General features: G+C 65.8%; 18 protein-coding genes and 1 pseudogene. 12 read left to right on the top strand and 7 right to left on the bottom strand.

Annotated features, from left to right (window positions below):
* Positions 1-3 precede the first annotated feature (3 nt).
* Positions 4-1443, bottom strand: coding sequence for a DNA phosphorothioation-associated putative methyltransferase (locus tag OG430_RS33450; RefSeq protein ID WP_327356379.1), 1440 nt, complete (start codon positions 1441-1443; stop codon positions 4-6).
* A gap of 176 nt (positions 1444-1619) precedes the next feature.
* Between OG430_RS33450 and OG430_RS33445 the strand changes: the two genes are divergently transcribed.
* The 5 genes from OG430_RS33445 (at position 1620) to OG430_RS33425 (ending at position 6432) form a co-directional block, all read left to right on the top strand.
* A complete protein-coding gene (locus OG430_RS33445) occupies positions 1620-3419 on the top strand; it encodes a hypothetical protein (RefSeq protein ID WP_327356378.1) in 1800 nt (599 codons plus the stop codon).
* A gap of 151 nt (positions 3420-3570) precedes the next feature.
* On the top strand, positions 3571-4242 hold the full coding sequence (locus tag OG430_RS33440) for a hypothetical protein (protein ID WP_327356377.1): 672 nt from the start codon (positions 3571-3573) through the stop codon (positions 4240-4242).
* Between the two features lie 143 nt (positions 4243-4385).
* The gene (locus OG430_RS33435) at positions 4386-4784 is read left to right on the top strand and encodes a head decoration protein (RefSeq protein ID WP_327359327.1); all 399 of its coding nucleotides are present in this window, start codon (positions 4386-4388) and stop codon (positions 4782-4784) included.
* Positions 4781-5830, top strand: coding sequence for a major capsid protein (locus OG430_RS33430; protein WP_327356376.1), 1050 nt, complete (start codon positions 4781-4783; stop codon positions 5828-5830). The genes OG430_RS33435 and OG430_RS33430 overlap by 4 nt, the downstream gene beginning before the upstream one ends.
* Before the next feature lie 284 nt (positions 5831-6114).
* A complete protein-coding gene (locus OG430_RS33425) occupies positions 6115-6432 on the top strand; it encodes a hypothetical protein (protein WP_327356375.1) in 318 nt (105 codons plus the stop codon).
* A gap of 17 nt (positions 6433-6449) precedes the next feature.
* Here the strand turns inward: OG430_RS33425 and OG430_RS33420 are convergent, their stop codons facing one another.
* Both OG430_RS33420 and OG430_RS33415 read right to left on the bottom strand, forming a co-directional pair.
* Positions 6450-7007 carry a GNAT family N-acetyltransferase gene (locus OG430_RS33420; RefSeq protein WP_327356374.1) on the bottom strand — a complete coding sequence of 186 codons (558 nt, stop codon included), beginning with the start codon at positions 7005-7007 and terminating at the stop codon, positions 6450-6452.
* 145 nt (positions 7008-7152) lie between these two features.
* Positions 7153-8052 carry a replicative DNA helicase gene (locus OG430_RS33415; protein WP_327356373.1) on the bottom strand — a complete coding sequence of 300 codons (900 nt, stop codon included), beginning with the start codon at positions 8050-8052 and terminating at the stop codon, positions 7153-7155.
* Between the two features lie 196 nt (positions 8053-8248).
* On the opposite strand from OG430_RS33415, the gene argS reads away from it, so the two are divergent.
* The 3 genes from argS (at position 8249) to OG430_RS33400 (ending at position 11536) form a co-directional block, all read left to right on the top strand.
* On the top strand, positions 8249-9973 hold the full coding sequence (gene argS / locus OG430_RS33410; RefSeq protein ID WP_327356372.1) for an arginine--tRNA ligase: 1725 nt from the start codon (positions 8249-8251) through the stop codon (positions 9971-9973).
* Positions 9974-10033: 60 nt separating this feature from the next.
* Positions 10034-10855: a serine/threonine protein kinase gene (locus OG430_RS33405; protein WP_327356371.1), complete on the top strand. Its 822-nt coding sequence runs from the start codon at positions 10034-10036 to the stop codon at positions 10853-10855.
* A gap of 204 nt (positions 10856-11059) precedes the next feature.
* A complete protein-coding gene (locus OG430_RS33400; RefSeq protein WP_327356370.1) occupies positions 11060-11536 on the top strand; it encodes an NUDIX domain-containing protein in 477 nt (158 codons plus the stop codon).
* Positions 11537-11774: 238 nt separating this feature from the next.
* Here the strand turns inward: OG430_RS33400 and OG430_RS33395 are convergent, their stop codons facing one another.
* Entirely contained in the window at positions 11775-12359 is a 585-nt protein-coding gene (locus OG430_RS33395; RefSeq protein WP_327356369.1) for a hypothetical protein, read from the bottom strand.
* Positions 12360-12594: 235 nt separating this feature from the next.
* On the opposite strand from OG430_RS33395, the gene OG430_RS33390 reads away from it, so the two are divergent.
* Both OG430_RS33390 and OG430_RS33385 read left to right on the top strand, forming a co-directional pair.
* Positions 12595-13383, top strand: a complete 789-nt coding sequence (locus OG430_RS33390; protein ID WP_327356368.1) for a phytanoyl-CoA dioxygenase family protein — start codon at positions 12595-12597, stop codon at positions 13381-13383.
* A gap of 144 nt (positions 13384-13527) precedes the next feature.
* Complete coding sequence (locus tag OG430_RS33385) at positions 13528-13950, top strand: HIT family protein (RefSeq protein WP_327356367.1); 423 nt, start codon at positions 13528-13530, stop codon at positions 13948-13950.
* A 117-nt stretch (positions 13951-14067) separates the two neighbouring features.
* On the opposite strand, the gene OG430_RS33380 is transcribed toward OG430_RS33385, so the two are convergent.
* Positions 14068-14730: a TMEM175 family protein gene (locus OG430_RS33380; protein ID WP_327356366.1), complete on the bottom strand. Its 663-nt coding sequence runs from the start codon at positions 14728-14730 to the stop codon at positions 14068-14070.
* Between the two features lie 645 nt (positions 14731-15375).
* On the opposite strand from OG430_RS33380, the gene aspS reads away from it, so the two are divergent.
* Positions 15376-16698 carry an aspartate--tRNA(Asn) ligase gene (aspS, locus tag OG430_RS33375; protein ID WP_327356365.1) on the top strand — a complete coding sequence of 441 codons (1323 nt, stop codon included), beginning with the start codon at positions 15376-15378 and terminating at the stop codon, positions 16696-16698.
* Positions 16699-16739: 41 nt separating this feature from the next.
* On the opposite strand, the gene OG430_RS33370 is transcribed toward aspS, so the two are convergent.
* Entirely contained in the window at positions 16740-17093 is a 354-nt protein-coding gene (locus OG430_RS33370; protein ID WP_327359501.1) for a hypothetical protein, read from the bottom strand.
* A 4-nt stretch (positions 17094-17097) separates the two neighbouring features.
* Positions 17098-17217 (bottom strand): annotated as a pseudogene (locus tag OG430_RS33365) (restriction endonuclease); the annotation flags it as partial.
* 436 nt (positions 17218-17653) lie between these two features.
* On the opposite strand from OG430_RS33365, the gene OG430_RS33360 reads away from it, so the two are divergent.
* Positions 17654-18943 (top strand): hypothetical protein, encoded by a 1290-nt coding sequence (locus tag OG430_RS33360; protein WP_327356364.1) that lies wholly within the window; start codon positions 17654-17656, stop codon positions 18941-18943.

Here is an 18943-nt window from a genome sequence, read left to right as displayed (position 1 = left end):
CGCTCATCCTGCCGTGCGGCGTACTAGCCGATGTCCGCGAAGGGCCCGGCCGCAACGAACGAGTTCCTTCTCCCAGCCATCCTCCGTCCCGATGAGGTGAGGGTGCTCATAGAGGCCCGCCCTCACCTCTGACGCCGTCAGCCTCTTGTACCGCTCGACGTCTGGGTCGTCTTCGGCCAGAAATTCGTGCTTCCGATGGAGTAGGGGTCGGTTCAGGGACTCTGCGTACGAGGTGAAGGACGTCTCCAGCGTCTTCAATTCCACGTGATAGGAGGACAGCGTCCGCGGGTGCGGGTCAGTGTCAAAGTCCGGGTAGTGCAGCCAGCTCACTCCACGGCCCTGGTGGCGGAGTTTGGCCAAGGTCCATTCCTGCGGACGGCCGGCGGCGATCGAGGCGCAGTGCTCGTAGAGGCGTAGCACTGTGGGAATCCGGTCGATTGCTCGCTGGTGGACGTAGAGGGCGGTCGGGGTCAGCTTCCCGACGGCGGAGGCATTCATTGCTCCGCGAATGTACGTGTCGTCACGCAGCTTGAGCAGAAGCCGGTCGGATCGCTGGCAGGCTTCCTTGTAGGAGGAGAAGAACGCGCGGACGTCGAGTTGGACACTGAGCGGGAGGCTACTGAAGGGGCCGCGGCCGTTGAAGAGTTCGACGGCGAGGAAGAGCAGCGTGTTGAGGGTGGTTCGCTTCCCACCTTCTTCAACTCTGCCGACGTCGGCAGAGTCGCGTACGAGCCGTCGTACCTCGTTGGGGCGTAGGTGGCCGAGGAGCTCAGCCATGGGCTGGGGAACTTCTTCCATCCGGGGCAGCCGCCCGCGGCGTTCGACGTGATCAACTACTGCTGCGATCGCTGAGGTCGTGTCCTCGGATGCAAGCCACTCGGCATCCGGAACGATCCGTCGAGCAAGGTAACTGAGCCGCGCTCTCTCGTCCTTGAAGGCGTAGACGATGCCTGGTGCTGCGGAGACTGTCCGTACGCCGGTCACCTCCTCGACGTAGGTGCGGAGCTCGCTTGCTCCGAAGAGGTGTTGGAAGGTCTGTCGGCTGGTGAGCAGGCCGTCACCGAATGCCTCTCCCCTGACCTTCGACCTTTCCCACGTCAGTCGTGCAGAGGCGATGAGGACTGTTCCGGCGAGGTCCCACGCATCCTGCAGGGTCTTGCGTCGCTCTTGTGGGTCTTCGATGACGTTGAGGACGTAGGTGAGGAGGACGACGTCAGCCGGCTCCAACCTGGTGTCGGCTTGGTAGAACGGGTCCCAGCCGGTTACTTGGCAATCCAGTTGCTGGAGCGCGCGTACATCGCCGCCACGGCCACAGCCGTAGTCAAGAACGGCGAGGCCGGGCAGGACCTGCTTGTCGACTATGGCCTGCCGCGCAGGGACCGAGAGACTTGCTCTGCTGATCGCCGTCAGTCTGCGATCGCTGCTCCATGTCTGCTGGACCATGCTCTCGCCCTCCCGCAACTGGCCGACAAGCGGAGGGTAGCGGCGGGCCCTCATGCGGGTGGGCCCGATCAGGAGAACCTGCACATTGCTCGGGTCACAGCCCCTGAGATCGGGAAGCGGGTGACAGGCTCACCTACGCTGTAGGTGGCGCGGGGCCGACGTTACGGACCTGTCCCGTGCGCCTTCGCACCTTCCTGACCGACGCCTGGTCGTGGCTGAACTACAAGCCAGTGATGGCTAGTACGCATGATGGTCGTCCTCATCGGGCGCTCGCGCCGGAGCTGCAGGCAAGCTGGCTGCCGGGCGATGCCGTGCGCCGCCTGGCCGCGTACAAGCTGCTGTCCGCGTACGACTCCAACCAAGCTGGCGAACTGGCCACTCTGGCCGGCAATGAGGCTGCGGCTGAGCGCCGGGAGTTCGGTGATCCGTCGACGTTCGTCGACACGATGCTGGCTCATCTGCTGGGGAAGACACAGCAGATCATCGTGCCCGGCGCCGAGCACGCGGGTGACGACGATGTCACCCCCGAATTCGCAGCCGCGGCCGCCGTACAGCAGCGTCTTCGGGACTGGGCTGAGTCCGAGTTGCTACCTCTGCGGATGCAGGCCGCGGAGCGTAAGGCCGTACTCCTGGGCGATGGGCTCTATCTCCTGGCCTGGGACCCTGAGAAGGGTCGGGTCCGGCTCAAGACCTACGACCCTGGGTTCTACTTCCCCGTCCTCGAGGATGACGCCGACCCAGGCGACTATCCGCGCCGGGTGCATCTGGCCTGGGAGATACCTGAAGATCCAACGCGCGGATTGAAGGCGAAGGTCCGCAGGATCACCTACGAGCTGGGGCCCGTAGCTCCGGCCTCCCGCAGCGGCGAGGACAGAAGCGGCCGAGCGGACCGGCATCCTGTGATCAGCGGAGCCGGTGAGCAGGAGCTGGAGCTCGGTGACCGGTACGTTGCGGAAGCGGGCAGTGTCGAGCGCATCTATCCATGGGCACCAGACCGGCCGTCGAGGACCACCTGTTACCTAACCGACGCTGAATGGTTCTTCGATGACCTTCGCCATGGGCAGAGCCTGGACGATCTGCCCATGGGCAAGGCGCACTTCCGCACCCGCGCCGATGGCGAGGTCCTACACCGGCTGGATCTGCACCTCGACTTCATTCCGCTCGTCCACATCTCCAACACCGTCGCTGATGGTGAGCACTTCGGGCAGTCCGCCCTCGCGAAGGTCATGCAGGCCCTCGACGAGCTGGCGGAGACCGACACCGATTCCGCCCGTGCCTCCGCCACCACCGGGGCGCCGATCATCGGCCTGGCCGGAGCCCGCGCCGAAGTCGAGCGCGTCACCGGCCGTCCCAAGCCCCTGGTCGTCGAACCCGGCACGGTGTTCCAGCTCGCCGACGGCGGCCGCATGGACGTCCTCGACACATCCGGCCAACTCGCCGAACTGCGAGCGCGCGTGGAGGAGATCCGCGAACGAGCATCGGTCAACGCCCGTCTGCCCGCAGTGAGTCTGGGGACAGTCGATCCATCCGATGTACCCAGCGGCTATGCCCTCCAGCTGTCCCTCGGACCGTTGGATTCTCTGGTGGACTCCATGCGGCTCGCGCGCGCCCACAAGTACGCGCTGCTGCTGAAGATGGTGCAGCGCATCCACCAGGCCGGCCGAGCCGACGGCTGGACCACGGGGACAACGCTGGCTGCGCGCATCGTGTTCGGCCCGCACACCCCGACCGACCGGCCCGCGATCCTCGACGAAGTCGTCAAGGGTGTGACAGCCGGGGTGTTGTCACTGGAGACCGGGATTCGGATGCTGCAGGACGCCGGATACCCGATTGAAGATGCACGGGAGGAGGTCACGCGGATCACCTCTCGGGAGGCAGCTCGGGTACGGGAGCGTCGCCCAGCGGAAGCTGCGTCGTCCGCATCGCTTCCCCCGGCTGATCCACGGGCCGATGGAAATGCGCTCCCTCGACCGTGACCAGGGCCGCAGTGTCTCGACGTCCAACAGGACCGCCTGACTCTGTGTGATTGCGGCATGGCGGCGCATTGACACCGTATGCACCGGGTCTGTTCTTGGGATACGTAGACTCGATCTTGGCGCGGGGCCGTCGTGGGAGTAGCACCACTTGATGACCCGCACTCTGCCCACTCCGCGTGCCGTGCTCGGCTACCGGCGTGACGGCCGTCCCATCCTCCCGGTTCTCGGTGCATCTCCGGATGATCCGTCGAACGACGAAGTCACCGTCAACATCAGCCAGAAGCAGTTGAACACGCTGATGGCCCGCGAGAAGGACCAAGGTGGCCGAGCGGCTGTGCGCAGCCTGATTGAGAAGCTCGGCTTCTCCAATGCGGGGGCGCTTGAGGAGTATCTCGCCGGTGTCCGGCAGGCGGAGCAGGAGCAGCTGTCCGAGGCGGAGCGTCGCGAGCAGGCGCTGGCCGCGCGCGAGAAGGACGCTGCCGCTCGTGAAGCCGCAGCCCGGGTCCGCGAGCGTGACGCAACCCTCCGCGCCGCACTCTCCGGTGTCGGGGCGACGGGCCATGACCTGGATGATGCCGTGGCGCTCCTGCGCGTCCCGGACGACGTCACCGGCGACGCGCTCAGCGAAGCCGTGGAGGAGCTGAAGGAGCGACGCCCCGAACTGTTCACCACGATCCGCTCGAGCGTCCAGCCGCTGCCCGCCGCCCCTGGTGGCGCCCCGGCTTCCGTTCCCCCGCCACGCCCCGGTGGCATCGACAACAAGCCCGGCTCCGCCGGACTGGAAATGGCCCGACGCCGAGGCATCCTCGCTGCCTCCGAGTAGCAACGACTGCCGTTGAAGAACGGCAAGTTGGGGACCACGCCCCGCTTCTCCTCGTGGACGGCTCCACCATCCGGTGAGTGCGCGACAGCACCGCATCACCAGGAGAAACGGCGTTGATCCAGCCGTACACCACCTCCGTGACAATGACCGCTGACCGGGACTGGCTCGCCTCCCGGCACGGCACCGACTCCACGGAGACCATCACCCTCGACCTGACCAAACTCACCAAGAACACGCACTACGTCGAGCCGACGGCCACGCAGCCGCACGGCTACGTGCGCTCCGGTGTTCCGGTCGGCCGTATCACCGCCTCCGGTCTGTACGGGCCGTACGACCCGGCGGCAAAGGACGGCCGTGAGACCCTCGCCGGCCTCGTGTACGCCGAAGCGCCGTTCACCCCCGGCACGACGAAGGTCCCGGCGGCGCTGTTCTGGCACGGCACGGTGAAGGCCGCGAAGATTCCGGGCGGAATTGATCCCGCGAAGATCGCCTACAACGCGACGGCAGCACAGATCCGCTTCTTCGGGGCGGTGAGCGCATGAGTGTCGCCGACCTCCTCAAGGGTGTATCCGTAGCCGACCTGACGGTCTACGCCCGCTCCATTCCCACCCCCGCGGACTTCCTCCTCACCCAGTCGGTGTTCGCCGAGACGCAGGTGAAGGACGTGAAGTGGCGGGTGCGGCAGTCCAAGCGCCGCGTGAACGCCGCCTCCTACCGCGCCTACGACGCATCCGTGCCATTCGCGAAGCGGCAGGCCGAATCCACACAGACTGAGGGCACTCTCCCCGCACTGGGCCAGAAACTCCTGGTCGGCGAGATGGAGCAGCTGCTCCTCGATGCTTCCCGCGGTGCGGACGAGGACCGCCTGGTGGAGCTCCTGTACGACGACGTGGAGCGTCATGTCGAAGCCATCCGCTCCCGCCTCGAACTCGCGGCCGGTGATGTGCTGCTGGACGGCAAGTTCAGCCTGGCCGGCGAGAACGGGCTGACCGTGGAGGTCGACTACGGCGTACCGCAGGCCAACATGCCCACCGCGCCGAAGCCGTGGTCCGCTCCGGACGCGGATCCGATCGCGGATGAGCTGCGGTGGATCGACTACCTCGACTCCATCGGCGCCCCGGCCCCGGAGTTGGTCCTCACCTCCCGCAAGGCGTGGTCACACCTGGCCAGCAATCAGTCCTACCGCGCCGCCTACTACGGCACCCCTGCAGGCGGTCAGACGCCGACCGCGACTCTGAACCCGGAGCAGGTCAACTCGGTGCGCGGCACGTACGGGCTTCCGCCCGTGACGTTCTACAAGGCGCAAGTGTGGCAGGACGACGTCTCGAAGCGTGTCCTGCCGGATGACCGATGGATCATGCTGCCGCCCGACCGTGCGAAGTGGGGCCAGACCCAGTACGGCACCACCACCGAGTCCCTGGCCCTGTCCCGCGGCACGAACCCGCAAATCGAGCGCGAGGATGCCCCGGGCATCGTCATCACCCGCGACGTCCAGGACGACCCCGTGCAGATTTGGACCAAGGGCGCCGCGGCGGCGATGCCGGTCCTGTACTCGCCGGACTGCCACATCACCGCCACCGTCCTGTGAGCGCCGCCGTGAGATCGCTCGGCGTCCTGTCGGCCACCGTCCATGTCCTCAACCCGGTCGAACGGGTCCCTGTCGTACTCCTCGCCGGCGAGGAGGTCTCGGATCCGGCTGTAGTGGAGCAGATCACGAATCCGCGCTGCTGGGAGGGCGGACAGCCGCCCTCCCATGACACAGCACCCGATAGGCCGTCTGCCCGGAAGGCGAAGCCCGCCTAGGGCAGACCCGCGCGGTGGGGAGAAGCGGGGCAACCGCTTTTCCCCACCGCCCCTTCGATCAGGACCCGTATGAACGAAGATGTACTGCGCTGGCTCCAAGCCCAGCTCGGCCCCGACACCGACGGCAACGACCTCGCCGCCCGCTACGAGCGGCTGCGCTCCGCCAAGGCTGTCGCGCTGGAAGTGCTCCACGAACGCCTCGCCGCGCTCGTCGCCGAGCCCTTGAAGGTGACGGTCAACGGCATCGCGACCATCGACAACTCCGCCAACGTCACCGCCCTTGAACGGCACCTCGTACAGCTCGAAACAGTGGCCGCACCCGATGCCCCATCCACTGCTTCATCCGAGCTAATCGCCGTGCCCCTACGATCCCGTCCGCGGCGATAGCCACCCGGGCCAGCGGCCTATCCGCAAATACCGTTGCCGAAGACAGAGCGTTCGATGCGCCAGACCACATCGACTCCAGTGTCGGCAGGCGCTGACGGGGCCGATACCGGACGGGATTCGACGCGGATGAAGCCGAGGCGCCGTGGGACAGCCGCGCTGGCCTCGTTGGCTTCGTCGTGGATGATCTCCACGCGGCCGATGTCGCGCAGTGCGAATGCCTGACGAGTGAGGGCGGAGGCTGCCGATGTAGCAAGTCCGCGGCCAGTGAAAGCCGGGTGCAGCCAGTAACCGATCTCCATTCCACCGAACCCGCGATGGACCAGGGCACAACAGCCGGCCACCGAGTCCCCATTCCAGATCGCATACTTGTACCCGGTCCTGCTGGACCAGTCTGCTTCGCAGCGTGCGACGAAGTCCGCGGACTTCTCCCGGCTGTGCTCTGCCACCCAAGGCATCCAAGGCCGCAGGTGCTCCACTGACTCCTCAACGAGCTGGTACACCGTCTCGGCATCGCGACTTCTCCAGCGGCGTAGCTGGGCTGGGCCGCGGGAGAGCCATTCGGCGGGCTCATTCATGACTTCAGGATCATGTGCAACTCCCGTATATGGAACCGAATTTCCGTGGGTTCAGCTTCTTCTTCGCCGAGATGGCTGTGGTCACCGCCGCTCACCGCAGATGAAGGCCCGCGGCGGCCACTTCGCGCAGCAGCCGCGGGCAAACTCACTCGTGCGTCGGCAACGGTGCCATGTCGACCAGCCGACCGTAGTGCTGCTGGAACGCGGCCGTGATCAGGCACTCCGGGCCGTACCGGTTGCGCGCGATGATCAGGTCGATCTCGCCCGCCCTCGGGGATTCCTTCTCGTAGGCGTCTTCCCTGAACAGCAAGATGATCATGTCGGCGGCATACGTGACCGCCCCTGACTCGCGCAGGTCGTCGAGCTGCGGCCGGTTCCCGTACCGCTGCTCAGGTCCGCGGTTGAGATGAGACGTAGCCACGACAGGGACACGAAGTTCGCGGGCAAGGGTCTTGAGCGCCCGCGCTGTATCGCCGACTTCACGTTCTCGCAGATCGTTGCGTTTGTCCGGGCGGATGTCCTGAAGTCCGTCAACGGCAATGAGGCGTGCTCCCCGGTCCCGGACATCTTCACGGGCTTGGTCCAGGAATTCGCTCAGCGTCATGGAGGCAGGCGTGTGAACTGTCAGTGGAGCCGTATGGATATCGGGTACACGCTTCGCTACCCGAATCCAGTCCTCGTCGGCCATTGTGCCCGACCGCATGCGGTGCAGAGCCACGCGGCCCTCAGCCGCCATGAGTCGCCGGCCGAAGTCCTCCGGGGTGTCTTCGAAGGTGAAAACGGATGTGGGATGGCCTTGAGCAATGGCAGCGTGGCGGCAGATGCCACTCAGCATGGCGGTACGCCCCATGCCGGGACGGGAAGCGATCACAGTCAGATGCCCTGGTTGTAGACCATGGGTGAGGGCATCCAGATCCCGAAATCCTGTCGCGATACCCGTCATCTCGATGCCCGCCTCCTCCATGCTGTCGAGGGTTGTCTCCAGCAGGGCTGCGAAGCTGCCCTCCGCTTTGTTGGCGTCTTCTGCCCTGTTCATGTCGGTCATATATGTATCTTCCAGGAGAGTTCTGGCACTGCCAGCCTGGGGGTGCGTGCATCGCATGATCGGGGAGGCGGCATCGTGCGCAAGGGACACGGCCGGCATCTGCCGTCCTTCGCCTTCAGCACATACCGCAAGCCCTCACGTGCGTGAGTGGCTAATTCCATGGACGGCCACCGTCCCGGCCGAATAGCGTTCCGGGATGGCGAATCTGGAAGAACTACTGCACCAGAGGTTGGCTCCGGCGTTCGAATCAGTGGCGGGTCTCCCCGTAGATCCGGCCGTCCGTCGATCCCAGCGAGCAGACTTCCAGTCCGACGCCGCCCTTGCTCTCGTTCGCAAGATCGGCGGCAACCCCCAGGACATCGCCACCCAGGTCGTGAAGGTTGCTTACCTCGACGACCTCTGCTCGTCCGTCGAGGTCTCCGGCCCCGGTTTCATCAACATGACGATCGCGGATACGACTCTGGGCTCCCTGCTGGCTGCGACCTGCAGGGACGAGCGTCTCGGGGTTCCCCAGGCCGAGGTACCGGAGAGGATCACGGTCGACTACTCCGCGCCGAATGCTGCCAAGGAGATGCACGTCGGGCACCTTCGGTCGACGATCATCGGCGATGCCGCGGTACGCCTGCTGGAGTGGCAGGGCCACACCGTCATCCGGCAGAACCACATCGGCGAGTGGGGCACGCCCTTCGGCATGCTCGTCGAACACCTACTGGACATCGGCGAGTCCGAGGCTGCCCACGAACTGTCCGTCGGTGACCTGAACGGCTTCTACCAGGCGGCCCGGCGCAAGTTCGATGCCGACGAGCAGTTCAAGGATCGCGCTCGCAAGCGGGTGGTGCTGCTCCAGAGCGGCGACGAGACGACGCTGCGCCTCTGGCACACGCTGGTCGACGAGTCGAAGAAGTACTTCATGACCGTCTACGGGCTCCTGGGTGTACGGCTCACCGAGGAAGACTTTGTCGGCGAGAGCGCCTACAACGATCACCTGCAGCAGGTCGTAGACGAACTCGACGATCGTGACCTTCTACAGGAGAGCGAAGGCGCACTGTGTGTCTTCCCCGAGGGCTACACCAACCGTCACGGGGATCCGCTGCCGATCATCGTCCGCAAGGGCGACGGCGGTTTCGGCTACGGCGCCACCGACCTGGCCACTATCCGGCACCGCCTTCACAGCCTGCACGCGACCCGGCTGCTGTATGTGGTGGGGCTTCCCCAGAGCCAGCACCTCGACATGATCTACGCCGTAGCGCGGCATGCTGGCTGGCTCGTGCCGCCTGCGAGGGCGGAGCACGTCGGGCATGGGTCGATCCTCGGCGATGACGGCAAGATGCTGCGTACCCGGGCCGGCGCCTCGGTGAAGCTAGTTGATCTCCTTGAGGAGGCGGTGAGCAGGGCGGCCGCGGTCATCGCCGCCAAGAACCCGCAACTCGATGAAGCGACGCGTGCCGCGGTCGCCAGGGCGGTGGGCATCGGGGCGGTCAAGTACGCCGACCTGTCGACGGACCGGCTCAAGGACTATGTCTTCGACTACGACCGGATGCTGTCGTTCGACGGCAACACCGCGCCGTACCTGCAGTACGCGCGGGCCCGTATCTGCTCCATCTTCCGGAGGTTGGGAGCTGAGCCGCCGCGGGACATCGCGGCGCTGGCCCTTACCGAGCACGCGGAGCGGGCACTGGCGCTGGAGTTGCTCGCCTTCGGCAGCTTGGTGACTTCGGTCGCCGAGACTCTCGAATTCCACAAGCTCGCCACCTACCTGTACTCCCTGGCCAGCACGTTCACCACCTTCTACGAGAAGTGCCCCGTACTTCGCTCGGAGGGCGAGACCCGGCAGAGCCGCCTGGTCCTGTGTGATCTGACGGCACGGACTCTCGAACTCGGGCTGGGCCTGCTCGGTATCGAGTCTCCTGACCAGATGTGATCGGAAGCCGAACGAGCAATGCCGGCACGGCTACGCATGTGTGCTGGCAGGATCGTCAAAATGCCGACGCATCCGCTGCTGGACGTTGATTTCGTCGAACTGCTGGAGCCGTACCTGGAAGACGTGGGCCACGTCTTCCAGGTATTCCGGGAGCAGGACTCGGGCTGCGTGTCGTACGGCGTCGCGGTCGGGAGTGAGCAGTGGTTCGTGAAGAGTGCGGCCCATTCGGCCGGAGTAGCTTCGCTGCGTCGCGCTCTGGATGTGCACGACGCGGTGCAGCATCCGGCGGTCGTGCCTCTGCGCCACCATATTCCGATCAAGGACGGTTTGGCGCTGGTCTATCCGTGGGTTGAGGGCGAGGTTCTGTACCACCCGACGGTCGCGCACCACGGCGGTCGCTCCGCTCCGGGGAGTCCGATGGCTCGGTTCCGCAGTCTGCCTGTTGCGGAGATTCTGCGGTCCCTGGACTCGATCCTCGGCGCGCACCTGGCCGTGGAGGAGGCCGGGTTCGTCGCAGTCGACCTGTACGACGGGTGTTTCCTCTACGACTTCGGAGCGCAGCGCATGGCCCTGTGCGATTTGGACGAGTACAGGCCGGGGCCGTTCATCCTGGAGGCCGATCGGCTGCCAGGCTCGCGACGTTTCATGGCGCCGGAGGAGTTCTCTAAAGGCTCGACCATCGAAATCCGAACGACGGTGTTCGTGCTCGGCCGGGTCCTGCGTCTGCTGCTGGATGCAGGCGATGACGAGCGGGAGTGGCGCGGTTCGTCGTCTCAGCTGAAGGTCATCGACCGTGCCACTGCCAGCGACCCTGCTGACCGGTTCGCGTCGGTTGAAGCTCTGGTGCAGGCATGGCGTGGCGCATGCAGTGGGCGCTGTTGATCTCACTACTGTCGTGGTGAGCCGAAGCAGCCGCTTGCCTCCCATTCGCGCCTACTCAAGAGCTCGAACACGATCAACGGTCACAGGAGGCAACGGACAACAGTGCGCCCGCACCGGGTGCAGTGGAAGTCCGTGACTGGCTGGGGCGGGCTGCGGTGACCGGGATCGACTCCGTAGGCGGCTCGTCGGCTCTACCGTGGAGCGATGACTGAAGCTGCGCAGAGTCGCGCTCCATTCCAGGTGTTGGTACTGCCGTACCGGCAGGCTGAGGGAGGGCTGCTCTACGCCTTGTTCCGCCGCTCCGAGGGCGGCTACTGGCAAGGGGTGGCTGGTGGTGGTGAAGCGGGAGAAGCACCGCTTCAGGCCGCCCGGCGAGAGGCAGCTGAAGAAGCTGGCCTGGCCGGCGACTTCGAGTTCATCGAACTGGATGCGCGGGCGACGATTCCGGTAGTGAGCGTCACGGGCGAGTTCACGTGGGGGCCGGAGGTCTTGGTGATTCCTGAGCATGCCTTCGGTGTCCGAGTCGACGCATCGGAGTTGGCGCTGTCCAGCGAGCACACCGAGTGCAGCTGGTTCTCCTTCAGCGAGGCGAAATCGACGGTGCGTTGGGATTCCAACCGCACTGCGTTGTGGGAGCTCGACCACCGTCTTCGCCGCAGCTCGTTGGCCGCAGAGTCTTGATGGCCATGGAGACGTCGGAGCGGTTCCGTCGTCCCCATGGCCATGGCGGCCGTCGGCCCCGCGGAGTACGGCGGCGAAGCCGCTGGTGAACCCGCTTCCGGCACTCGGCCCTGCATCCACCACGCCGCCGAGGTGTTGGGAGACGAGCCGACGGATGTCTGGCGGGAGGTCGGGCCAGCTCGGGCGTACGGCTGTGGTGCAGTACTCGAGACGCGGGGTGATGTTGTTCGGCACATGGTCAGGGTGAGTGCAGCGCATCCGTCTGCGCGACGGATTTCGTGTGTGTGCCTTGGTCGATCCAGCCGGTGGTGGCGAGTACCTCGCGGGCGATGTCCACGACGGTTCGGCCGTCGGTCATCACCCGCACGGTGTCCGAGGGTGCCTGTTCGTCCAGAAGCCGTGCCTTGTAGGCGCTGCTTGCGCGCTCCTTCTCCAGCTCGGAGCCGAGTTCCCTGCCGGCCAACCGCTCGTCGGTGGTCGCATCGGAGGCAGTGAGCAGGACGCGTGTGAGCCGAACGTTCGGCCCCAGGGTGCGCTCGAACATGGGGGCTGCATTGGAGAGCACGCTCACGGTGTGGGTGTAGATGAGGCGGTGGTATCCGAGGTCCTCGTAGTTTCCCCAGATGGCTGCGAGGTTGCGCTCGACGATCCCCGAACGGCGTGGATCACCCGCTGGCGCTGGATGGACCTGGCCGAGGAAGTCCCCCTCCAGGATCACGTGGGCGATCTTCGTTGCGCGTAGCTGCGCGGAGACCTCCCATCCCACGGTCGTCTTGCCGACGCCAGCACGTCCGCCGATCAGCAGCACCTCACGTTGCTTCATGAAGGCAGCGTGCCAGTTGTCGGCCCGCGGAGGGGATGCAATATCCCTCACGAGGTGCCACATCCCGCTCTGCGGGGCCACGGGTCGATTGAACTGCCTCTGATAGGCCGAGATACTCTCGCCGCAAAGACCAGGTTCATTCCCGTCGCAGGCCTCAAGCCGAAACTCATTCGACAGCCGGCACCCCAACCCGCTTTCCTCACAAGGTACTTACTTCAACAGGTGAGGACTGGGCATGTCGAGCAGAGCACTTTCCGCAACGCAAGTGGATGAGTTTCTCGAGCATGGCTTCATTCGGGTAGAGGGAGCGTTCTCTGGTGAGGTGGCGGCCGAGTGCCGTGCGATTTGCTGGCAGGAGACGGGGTGCGACCCGAACGATCCGGCGACGTGGAGTGAGCCGGTGATCCGGCTGGGTTCCTGCGCTCAGGAACCGTTCGTGGAGGCCGCGAACTCGCGCCGCCTACATCGCGCCTTCGACCAACTTGTCGGTGTGGGCGGGTGGTTGCCCAGGAAGAGCATGGGCACCATCCCCATTCGCTTCCCGCATCCTGCGGACCCGGGTGACGACGGATGGCACATCGACGGCAGCTATCACCCTGAGGAGCACAAGAGCGGCCCGCCGTGGGTCAATGTCCGCTCGCGGGGGCGGGCTCTGCTGATGCTGTTCCTGTTCTCCGACACGACGGAGAATGACGCGCCCACCCAGATTCGAGCAGGCTCACATCTGCATGTCCCCTCGCGTCTGGTAGCGGCCAGCGAGCAGGGAATGAGCACCGGCGATCTTGGTGCTGCGGGGCTGTTCGATGCGACCGCTGACCTGCCTCAGGTTCTGGCCACTGGGCAGGCCGGGGACGTCTACTTGTGCCATCCGTTCCTGGTTCATGCGGCCCAGTCCCACCACGGGACGAGCCCACGGGTTCTGGGTCAGCCGCCGCTGTACCCGGCCGAGCCGTACCGGCTCGACCGCCCGGATGAGGACTACTCGCCCGTCGAGATCGCCATCCGGCGCGGCCTGGGCCAGTGAATATTGAGGTGGAGGTGAAGTGTGGGAAGGCCGGTTGCCGGTCTTCCCTTACCAATCCTCCTGCACCGACCACAGCGATCGCAGCGGTGTACGAGCGGTGAATTCAATGGCAGCCCGTGCGCAGCGTCTGGGAGTGTCTTCGGTATGGACTGCGTGTTCTGCACTCTCATCCGCGAGAACTCCGCCCGCTGGATCGCGGACGAAGAGGTCGCTGCTGCCTTCGCCCCGCTCTCGCCGCTCGCGCCCGGGCACACCCTCGTAGTCCCAAAGGGCCATCACCGGGATCTGTTCGACATCCCGCGCAACGTGCTGGACAAGACGATAGTCCTCGTCCAAGAGGTGGCCGAGGCGATGCGGTTCGCGCTGAAGGCGACCGGGGTGAACCTGCTCCACGCCAGCGGACCAGGGTCTGAACAATCCGTGCCTCATTTCCATATTCATGTCGTGCCGCGTTGGCCGGATGACGGGTTCTCGACCTGGCCCAAGGAGCAGTCCGTCCATCAAGTCCCAACAGATCCGGTCCTTCAGCTCGCTGCGGCGATGAAGGCTCGGCGCCAGGTCCGTTGACTCGACCGAGTGATGGCAGAGCCCCGAGAATTCCCCAATGGCGGACCGCAGTACGAGTGTCCGCACCCGTCGCTCTCAGTGAGCGTGTCCTTCTGCCCGGCTGACGATTCGAGGCGGTCAGGTGGGTGTGCCACAGCCCGGGTCGTCGTGTCGGTAGGCGGCTCTGGCCTGCCGTCCAGTGATGACCTTGAGGGGGATCAGAAGGAGCCACAGGCAGACCGCCGCCAGGGGGGAGGCGAAGGCCACGGGCAGGGACAGACCGAAGACGACGACGGTGGCGCCCAGGTCCCACACCACTGCGCGTCCCATCTGGTCGGTGATGCGCTTGGCCTGTAGGTCCTGGTGGCGCCACAGGGTTGCGGCGATGGCGAGGTGCAGCGTGACGATCGGGGTGATGACCCCGGCGTACAAGGCGACTGCTGGGGTCTGGAGGCGGTACTCGGCCAGCACGTTGGTGGGGAAGGGCAGCAAGGCCACGGCACCGAGCGAGGCGACCGTGAGGGCTCCCAGGGTTCCATCGATGCGGCGTACCCGCAGGAACAGCCGGCGATGGTCCTGCCAGAAGACCGCCAGCAGGGCGAAGCTGGATACGTAGGCGGCCAGTTGCGGCCACAGGCGGACGAGCTCATGCCCGAGCCGCGAGGCATGCACCTCACCCGGCAGCTTCAGGTCCAGGACGAGGAGGGTCATGGCGATGGCGTAGATCCCGTCCGAGAGCGCGACCAGCCGGTCCGGACTGCCTTCGATCTCCGCAATGCCGCTCGCTTCCCGCGCCGCCATGCCGATACCCGCCCTCACCGCTGGAGAAGTGGCTGACACGGGCAAAGGTATTGAACCCCACGTCAATCACCGGTGGGCCACGCGAGGCTCACCAGGCATGTGGCGTATCGCGGTGACCTGCGAGCCTCTGAGCGTTACTCGTCGTGATCACGTGTCCGCCAGTGGGGACTTGCCACGTCCAAAACCTGGCTACCTCGTGTCCGCCACCAGGGGATTTCCAGCGTCCGTCCACAACCGAGGCAGTTGTCCTCCGGCGCGCGCAACGCCGACTTCTCGCTGCTGTCAACGGCCTCTTCTTCTCCCCGATCATGCTGCCGCCCCATCGGGCTGCCTATTCCTGTTGCCGCTGCGTCTGGAGTCCTCCTACCCTCGATGGCAACGCGTTGATGGAGACAATTAGCCCAGGGTCACGTGAGCTGAGAGAGCTGCCGGTAGCTGCGAAGGCAGCCGCATGGCCCTTGGTGAAGACCCTCCTGAGCGCGGGGAGGAACGACCTTCGGGTCTAATGCCCCGCCGGTTGGCCCTCGTCATCGGGCACGAATGAGGCCGCCGCTGCCTAGCGGTGGCAAAAGCGTGGTGGCACCGCGAGTCCCCTTCTCGCCCGCGCTCCCAAGGGATCATGACGACGCCCCTGGGAGGGCTGCGATGATCCACACGGTGAGCCGCGTTTTGGTCTCTGACCTGCGACAACACGTAGGCAAAACCATTTCTATTTCCGGCTGGGTGAACTCCCTCCGACTGCAAGCCAAGATGCAGTTCGTGGTCGTGCGCGACCACACCGGCCTGGTGCAGGTCACCCACCGCCGTGGCAGGGAAGGCGACGAAACCGAGTCGGCTCTGGAGGGTCTGACAACCGAGTCCGCGGTCCGCATCACCGGTCGCGTCGTCGACGCCGCCCAGGTCAAGCTCGGCGGCCTGGAGATCGTCCCCGAGCAGGTCGAGGTCCTGAACCTGGCCGCCACGCCGCTGCCGATCGACGAGCACACCGGCCTGGAGCAGCGCCTGGACTGGCGCTTCCTGGACGTACGCCGACGGCCCGCCACCCAGCTGATGTTCGCCGTGCAGACCACCCTGGAGCAGGGGATGCGCGAATACGCCTACGCGCAGGGCGCCACGGAGATGCACACCCCCAAGCTCATGGGCACCGCGTCCGAGTCCGGCGCGGAGGTCTTCAAGTTGGGCTACTTCGACCGCAGCGCCTACCTGGCGCAGTCGCCGCAGTTCTACAAGCAGATGGCGATCGCGGCCGGCATCGACAAGGTCTTCGAGATCGGCCCGGTCTTCCGTGCCGAGCCGTCGTTCACTTCCCGGCACGCCACCGAATTCACGGGCGTCGACGTGGAGTTGGCCTGGATCGACGGCGTCGCGGACGTGATGGCGTTCGAGGAGCAGATGCTCGCGCACGCGATCGGCAAGGCCGCCGACGCGCACGGTGAGGCGATCGCCGAGCACTTCGGCGTCGAGGTCACCGTCCCCACGACTCCCTACCCCCGGATCACCATGACCGAGGCGCACAAGATTCTGCGCGAGGGCGGTTGGGACCCGCAGGGGGTGAAGGAGGACCTGGACCCGGAGGGTGAGCGGAGCATCTCGGCCCACATCAAGGAGGCCACCGGGCACGAGTTCGTGTTCATCACGCACTACCCGGTCGGCATCCGGCCCTTCTACCACATGCGGCCGACCGACGACCCGAACGTGACCCTGAGCTTCGACCTGCTGTGGAAGGGGCTGGAGGTCACCACCGGCGCGCAGCGTGAGCACCGGTACGACGTGCTGCTGAAGCAGGCCGCCGAGAAGGGCATGAACACCGAGCCGCTGCAGGACTACCTGAACGCGTTCCGGTTCGGGTGCCCGCCGCACGGCGGTCTGGGTATGGGGCTTGGTCGGGTGCTGATGGTGATGCTCGGCCTGGACTCGATCCGTGAGGCCACGTTCTTGTTCCGCGGCCCGAACCGCCTGACCCCGTAGGCGCGTTCCGTCAAGAGTGAGGTGCCCAGGTGGCAGCGTAGTCAGCTGTGCACCGCCACCGGGCAGGTCTTTGCGGTGTCCGCCTCCGGCTTGCGGGTGGCCTTCGGATTTCGGCTGGGCCCGTCACCGGCTCCGTTGAGTGGGAGCAGGGGTTCCAGGGGTGCGCCGCTGTTCCAGGCGCCGAACAGGTCGCGGTTGATGCCGATGATGTCGTGCCGCATAGCGAGGTCTCGGGCGGCTTCCCTGAACGGGCGGGTGGCGACGGACAGCGCCACATCCGCTTTGTGTTCGAGTGTCTCGGTGCCGTCGAACTTCTGCATGTCGCCGCCGGGGATGTACCGGTGCGTAATGCTTGACGTGGGCGACCAGGTGCCGGCCGTCGGGGAGCGTGCCAACGACGTCTGCTCCGAGATCGCCCGAGCCTCCGGTGACGGTGACGTTCGTGCAGCCGTCTCGGCGGCACAGTTCGGCGACGTGGTGCTCAAAGTCTTGCCAGCTCACGGCGTCGATGGTGGCCATTGAGCGTTCGAGTTCCGTACGCCGGTTCTACTCGCGCCAGGCGCGGTCCCCCGTCCGCTCCCGCACCTCGTCCACACGAGGTTCGTCAGCTCCGCGGTGTGAAGGGAGTAGCGGAGGCTCGGAGCAACACTGCGCAGGACACAGGGCGTTGTTCCGGTGGCGGCCTGTGCCGCTTCGTGGGCAAGGGCACGGCCCAAGACAAGAGGGTCATCGATGTGGAGACCCGCGGAGAAGATGTGTACGTGAAGTAGCGGGCCCGAAGCGCGTATCACGCTGGTGATATCAGCCCTGGAAAGTGCAGCCTGCGAGCCATATCTCTCTAGTGATGTGCCCCGCCATCAGCGGGCCACTAGCTTGTCACGGCATCGCCAGCCCGGCTCCGACGCCGCGGCAGCTATCCGCGTGGCAACAGCCGACAACGCTCAGGGGTTTACGCATGGCCATTACTCCAGGGACAAATCCGCTCGCCCCGTATGTTCGCAGCGATCTCCCCGGCCGCTTCAACGAACTAGACGTGCTCCGACGGCACTGGTCGCGTTTCGCGGCGGTGTCGCAGGGGGCGATCGTCCCGCCGTACGAGGTCCTGATCCATCCTTCCAGTGGGTGCAACCTGCGATGCGCTTGGTGCATCGGAGACCATGTTCCCCTCGAATTGTGGGACGACGAGCGCGAGCAGCTAGTCATGCTCGACGCAGCCAAGAGTGCCGCGGATAGGCTCCCGGACCATCTGACGAACCCGGCGAACATGCTCAAACTTATCGGCGACATCGTCGACTACGAGGTGAAGGCGCCCTACCGGCAGAATGGCGAAGACCAGTCGGGGGACTTCAAGGTGGAGGCCGTATCGTTCTCCGGGTTGATCGGCGAACCGCTCGTCGCCCGCAAGGCGTTGATACCGGCATTCGGTCTCTTGGCAGAGCGTGGCATCCGCTACGGGATCTTCACGAACGCCGTGCTGATGGATGACGCCTGCATCGAGGCCCTGCTTTCAGCCGGATATGTGCACATCAGCATCGATGCGGGAACACCGGAGACCTACGCCCAGCTGAAGTACGGCGGTCGGCCAGCTGGCAAGGTCATGTTCGAGCGGGCCCTCGCCAATCTGGCGCGGCTTGTCCAGCGGCGTGCCGAGACTGGCTCGGACGTGGAGATCAACACGTCCTTCGTCATGTATCCGGAGAACTTCCACGAGGTGCATACGGCCGCCGGACTCATCCGTGCGGCAGGCGCCGACAGCTTGCGCTTGAAGCAGGACAATTCCGGGCAGCGTCCGCTGGATCCTGACCAGGCACGTCAGGCCGCCCGGTTGATCGGGCGGGTCCGCGGAGAGCTCGAGACGGAGGCCTTCCGGCTGTTCGAGATCCACCGGGTCGGTCAGACCGGCGAGATGGCCCGGTCGTGCTCGACATGCTCGATCACCGACCTGATGGCCGCGGTGGGCTCCGACGGCTGCCTGTACCCGTGCAACTACCACCCCCGCCCGGGCGGTTTCAGCTATGGCAGCGCCCTGGAGCGGCCGTTCGCCGCGGTCTGGGAGGGAGAGTTGCGCCGGCAGCTGCGCGGCAGGCTGCCTGTGATCTGCCCGAAGGTGTGCGACCCATTCAAGAACCGCTCCAACCGGCTCCTGGCAGAGGCCAAGAGCGTCGTGGCGGTCGACGGCATCGATCGGTTGGAGGAGCACGTGACCGACCTGGTGGACGGCGGCGCCTACGCGGTCGAGGGGTGA

Source organism: Streptomyces sp. NBC_01304 (assembly GCF_035975855.1).
In the GTDB taxonomy this organism is placed as follows: Bacteria; Actinomycetota; Actinomycetes; order Streptomycetales; family Streptomycetaceae; genus Streptomyces.
This window is presented reverse-complemented; position numbering and strand designations above follow the sequence as displayed.

What these genes read in the sequence shown, in the direction of transcription:
- OG430_RS33405 (WP_327356371.1), top strand. Translation starts at nt 10,034, where the DNA reads ATGCCGACGCATCCGCTGCTGGACGTTGATTTCGTCGAACTGCTGGAG.
- OG430_RS33360 (WP_327356364.1), top strand. Translation starts at nt 17,654, where the DNA reads ATGGCCATTACTCCAGGGACAAATCCGCTCGCCCCGTATGTTCGCAGC.
- OG430_RS33380 (WP_327356366.1), bottom strand. Translation starts at nt 14,730, where the DNA reads ATGGCGGCGCGGGAAGCGAGCGGCATTGCGGAGATCGAAGGCAGTCCG.
- OG430_RS33435 (WP_327359327.1), top strand. Translation starts at nt 4,386, where the DNA reads ATGACCGCTGACCGGGACTGGCTCGCCTCCCGGCACGGCACCGACTCC.
- OG430_RS33415 (WP_327356373.1), bottom strand. Translation starts at nt 8,052, where the DNA reads ATGACCGACATGAACAGGGCAGAAGACGCCAACAAAGCGGAGGGCAGC.
- OG430_RS33425 (WP_327356375.1), top strand. Translation starts at nt 6,115, where the DNA reads ATGAACGAAGATGTACTGCGCTGGCTCCAAGCCCAGCTCGGCCCCGAC.
- OG430_RS33420 (WP_327356374.1), bottom strand. Translation starts at nt 7,007, where the DNA reads ATGAATGAGCCCGCCGAATGGCTCTCCCGCGGCCCAGCCCAGCTACGC.
- OG430_RS33430 (WP_327356376.1), top strand. Translation starts at nt 4,781, where the DNA reads ATGAGTGTCGCCGACCTCCTCAAGGGTGTATCCGTAGCCGACCTGACG.
- OG430_RS33385 (WP_327356367.1), top strand. Translation starts at nt 13,528, where the DNA reads ATGGACTGCGTGTTCTGCACTCTCATCCGCGAGAACTCCGCCCGCTGG.
- OG430_RS33440 (WP_327356377.1), top strand. Translation starts at nt 3,571, where the DNA reads ATGACCCGCACTCTGCCCACTCCGCGTGCCGTGCTCGGCTACCGGCGT.
- OG430_RS33395 (WP_327356369.1), bottom strand. Translation starts at nt 12,359, where the DNA reads ATGAAGCAACGTGAGGTGCTGCTGATCGGCGGACGTGCTGGCGTCGGC.
- aspS (WP_327356365.1), top strand. Translation starts at nt 15,376, where the DNA reads ATGATCCACACGGTGAGCCGCGTTTTGGTCTCTGACCTGCGACAACAC.
- OG430_RS33400 (WP_327356370.1), top strand. Translation starts at nt 11,060, where the DNA reads ATGACTGAAGCTGCGCAGAGTCGCGCTCCATTCCAGGTGTTGGTACTG.
- OG430_RS33450 (WP_327356379.1), bottom strand. Translation starts at nt 1,443, where the DNA reads ATGGTCCAGCAGACATGGAGCAGCGATCGCAGACTGACGGCGATCAGC.
- OG430_RS33390 (WP_327356368.1), top strand. Translation starts at nt 12,595, where the DNA reads ATGTCGAGCAGAGCACTTTCCGCAACGCAAGTGGATGAGTTTCTCGAG.
- argS (WP_327356372.1), top strand. Translation starts at nt 8,249, where the DNA reads ATGGCGAATCTGGAAGAACTACTGCACCAGAGGTTGGCTCCGGCGTTC.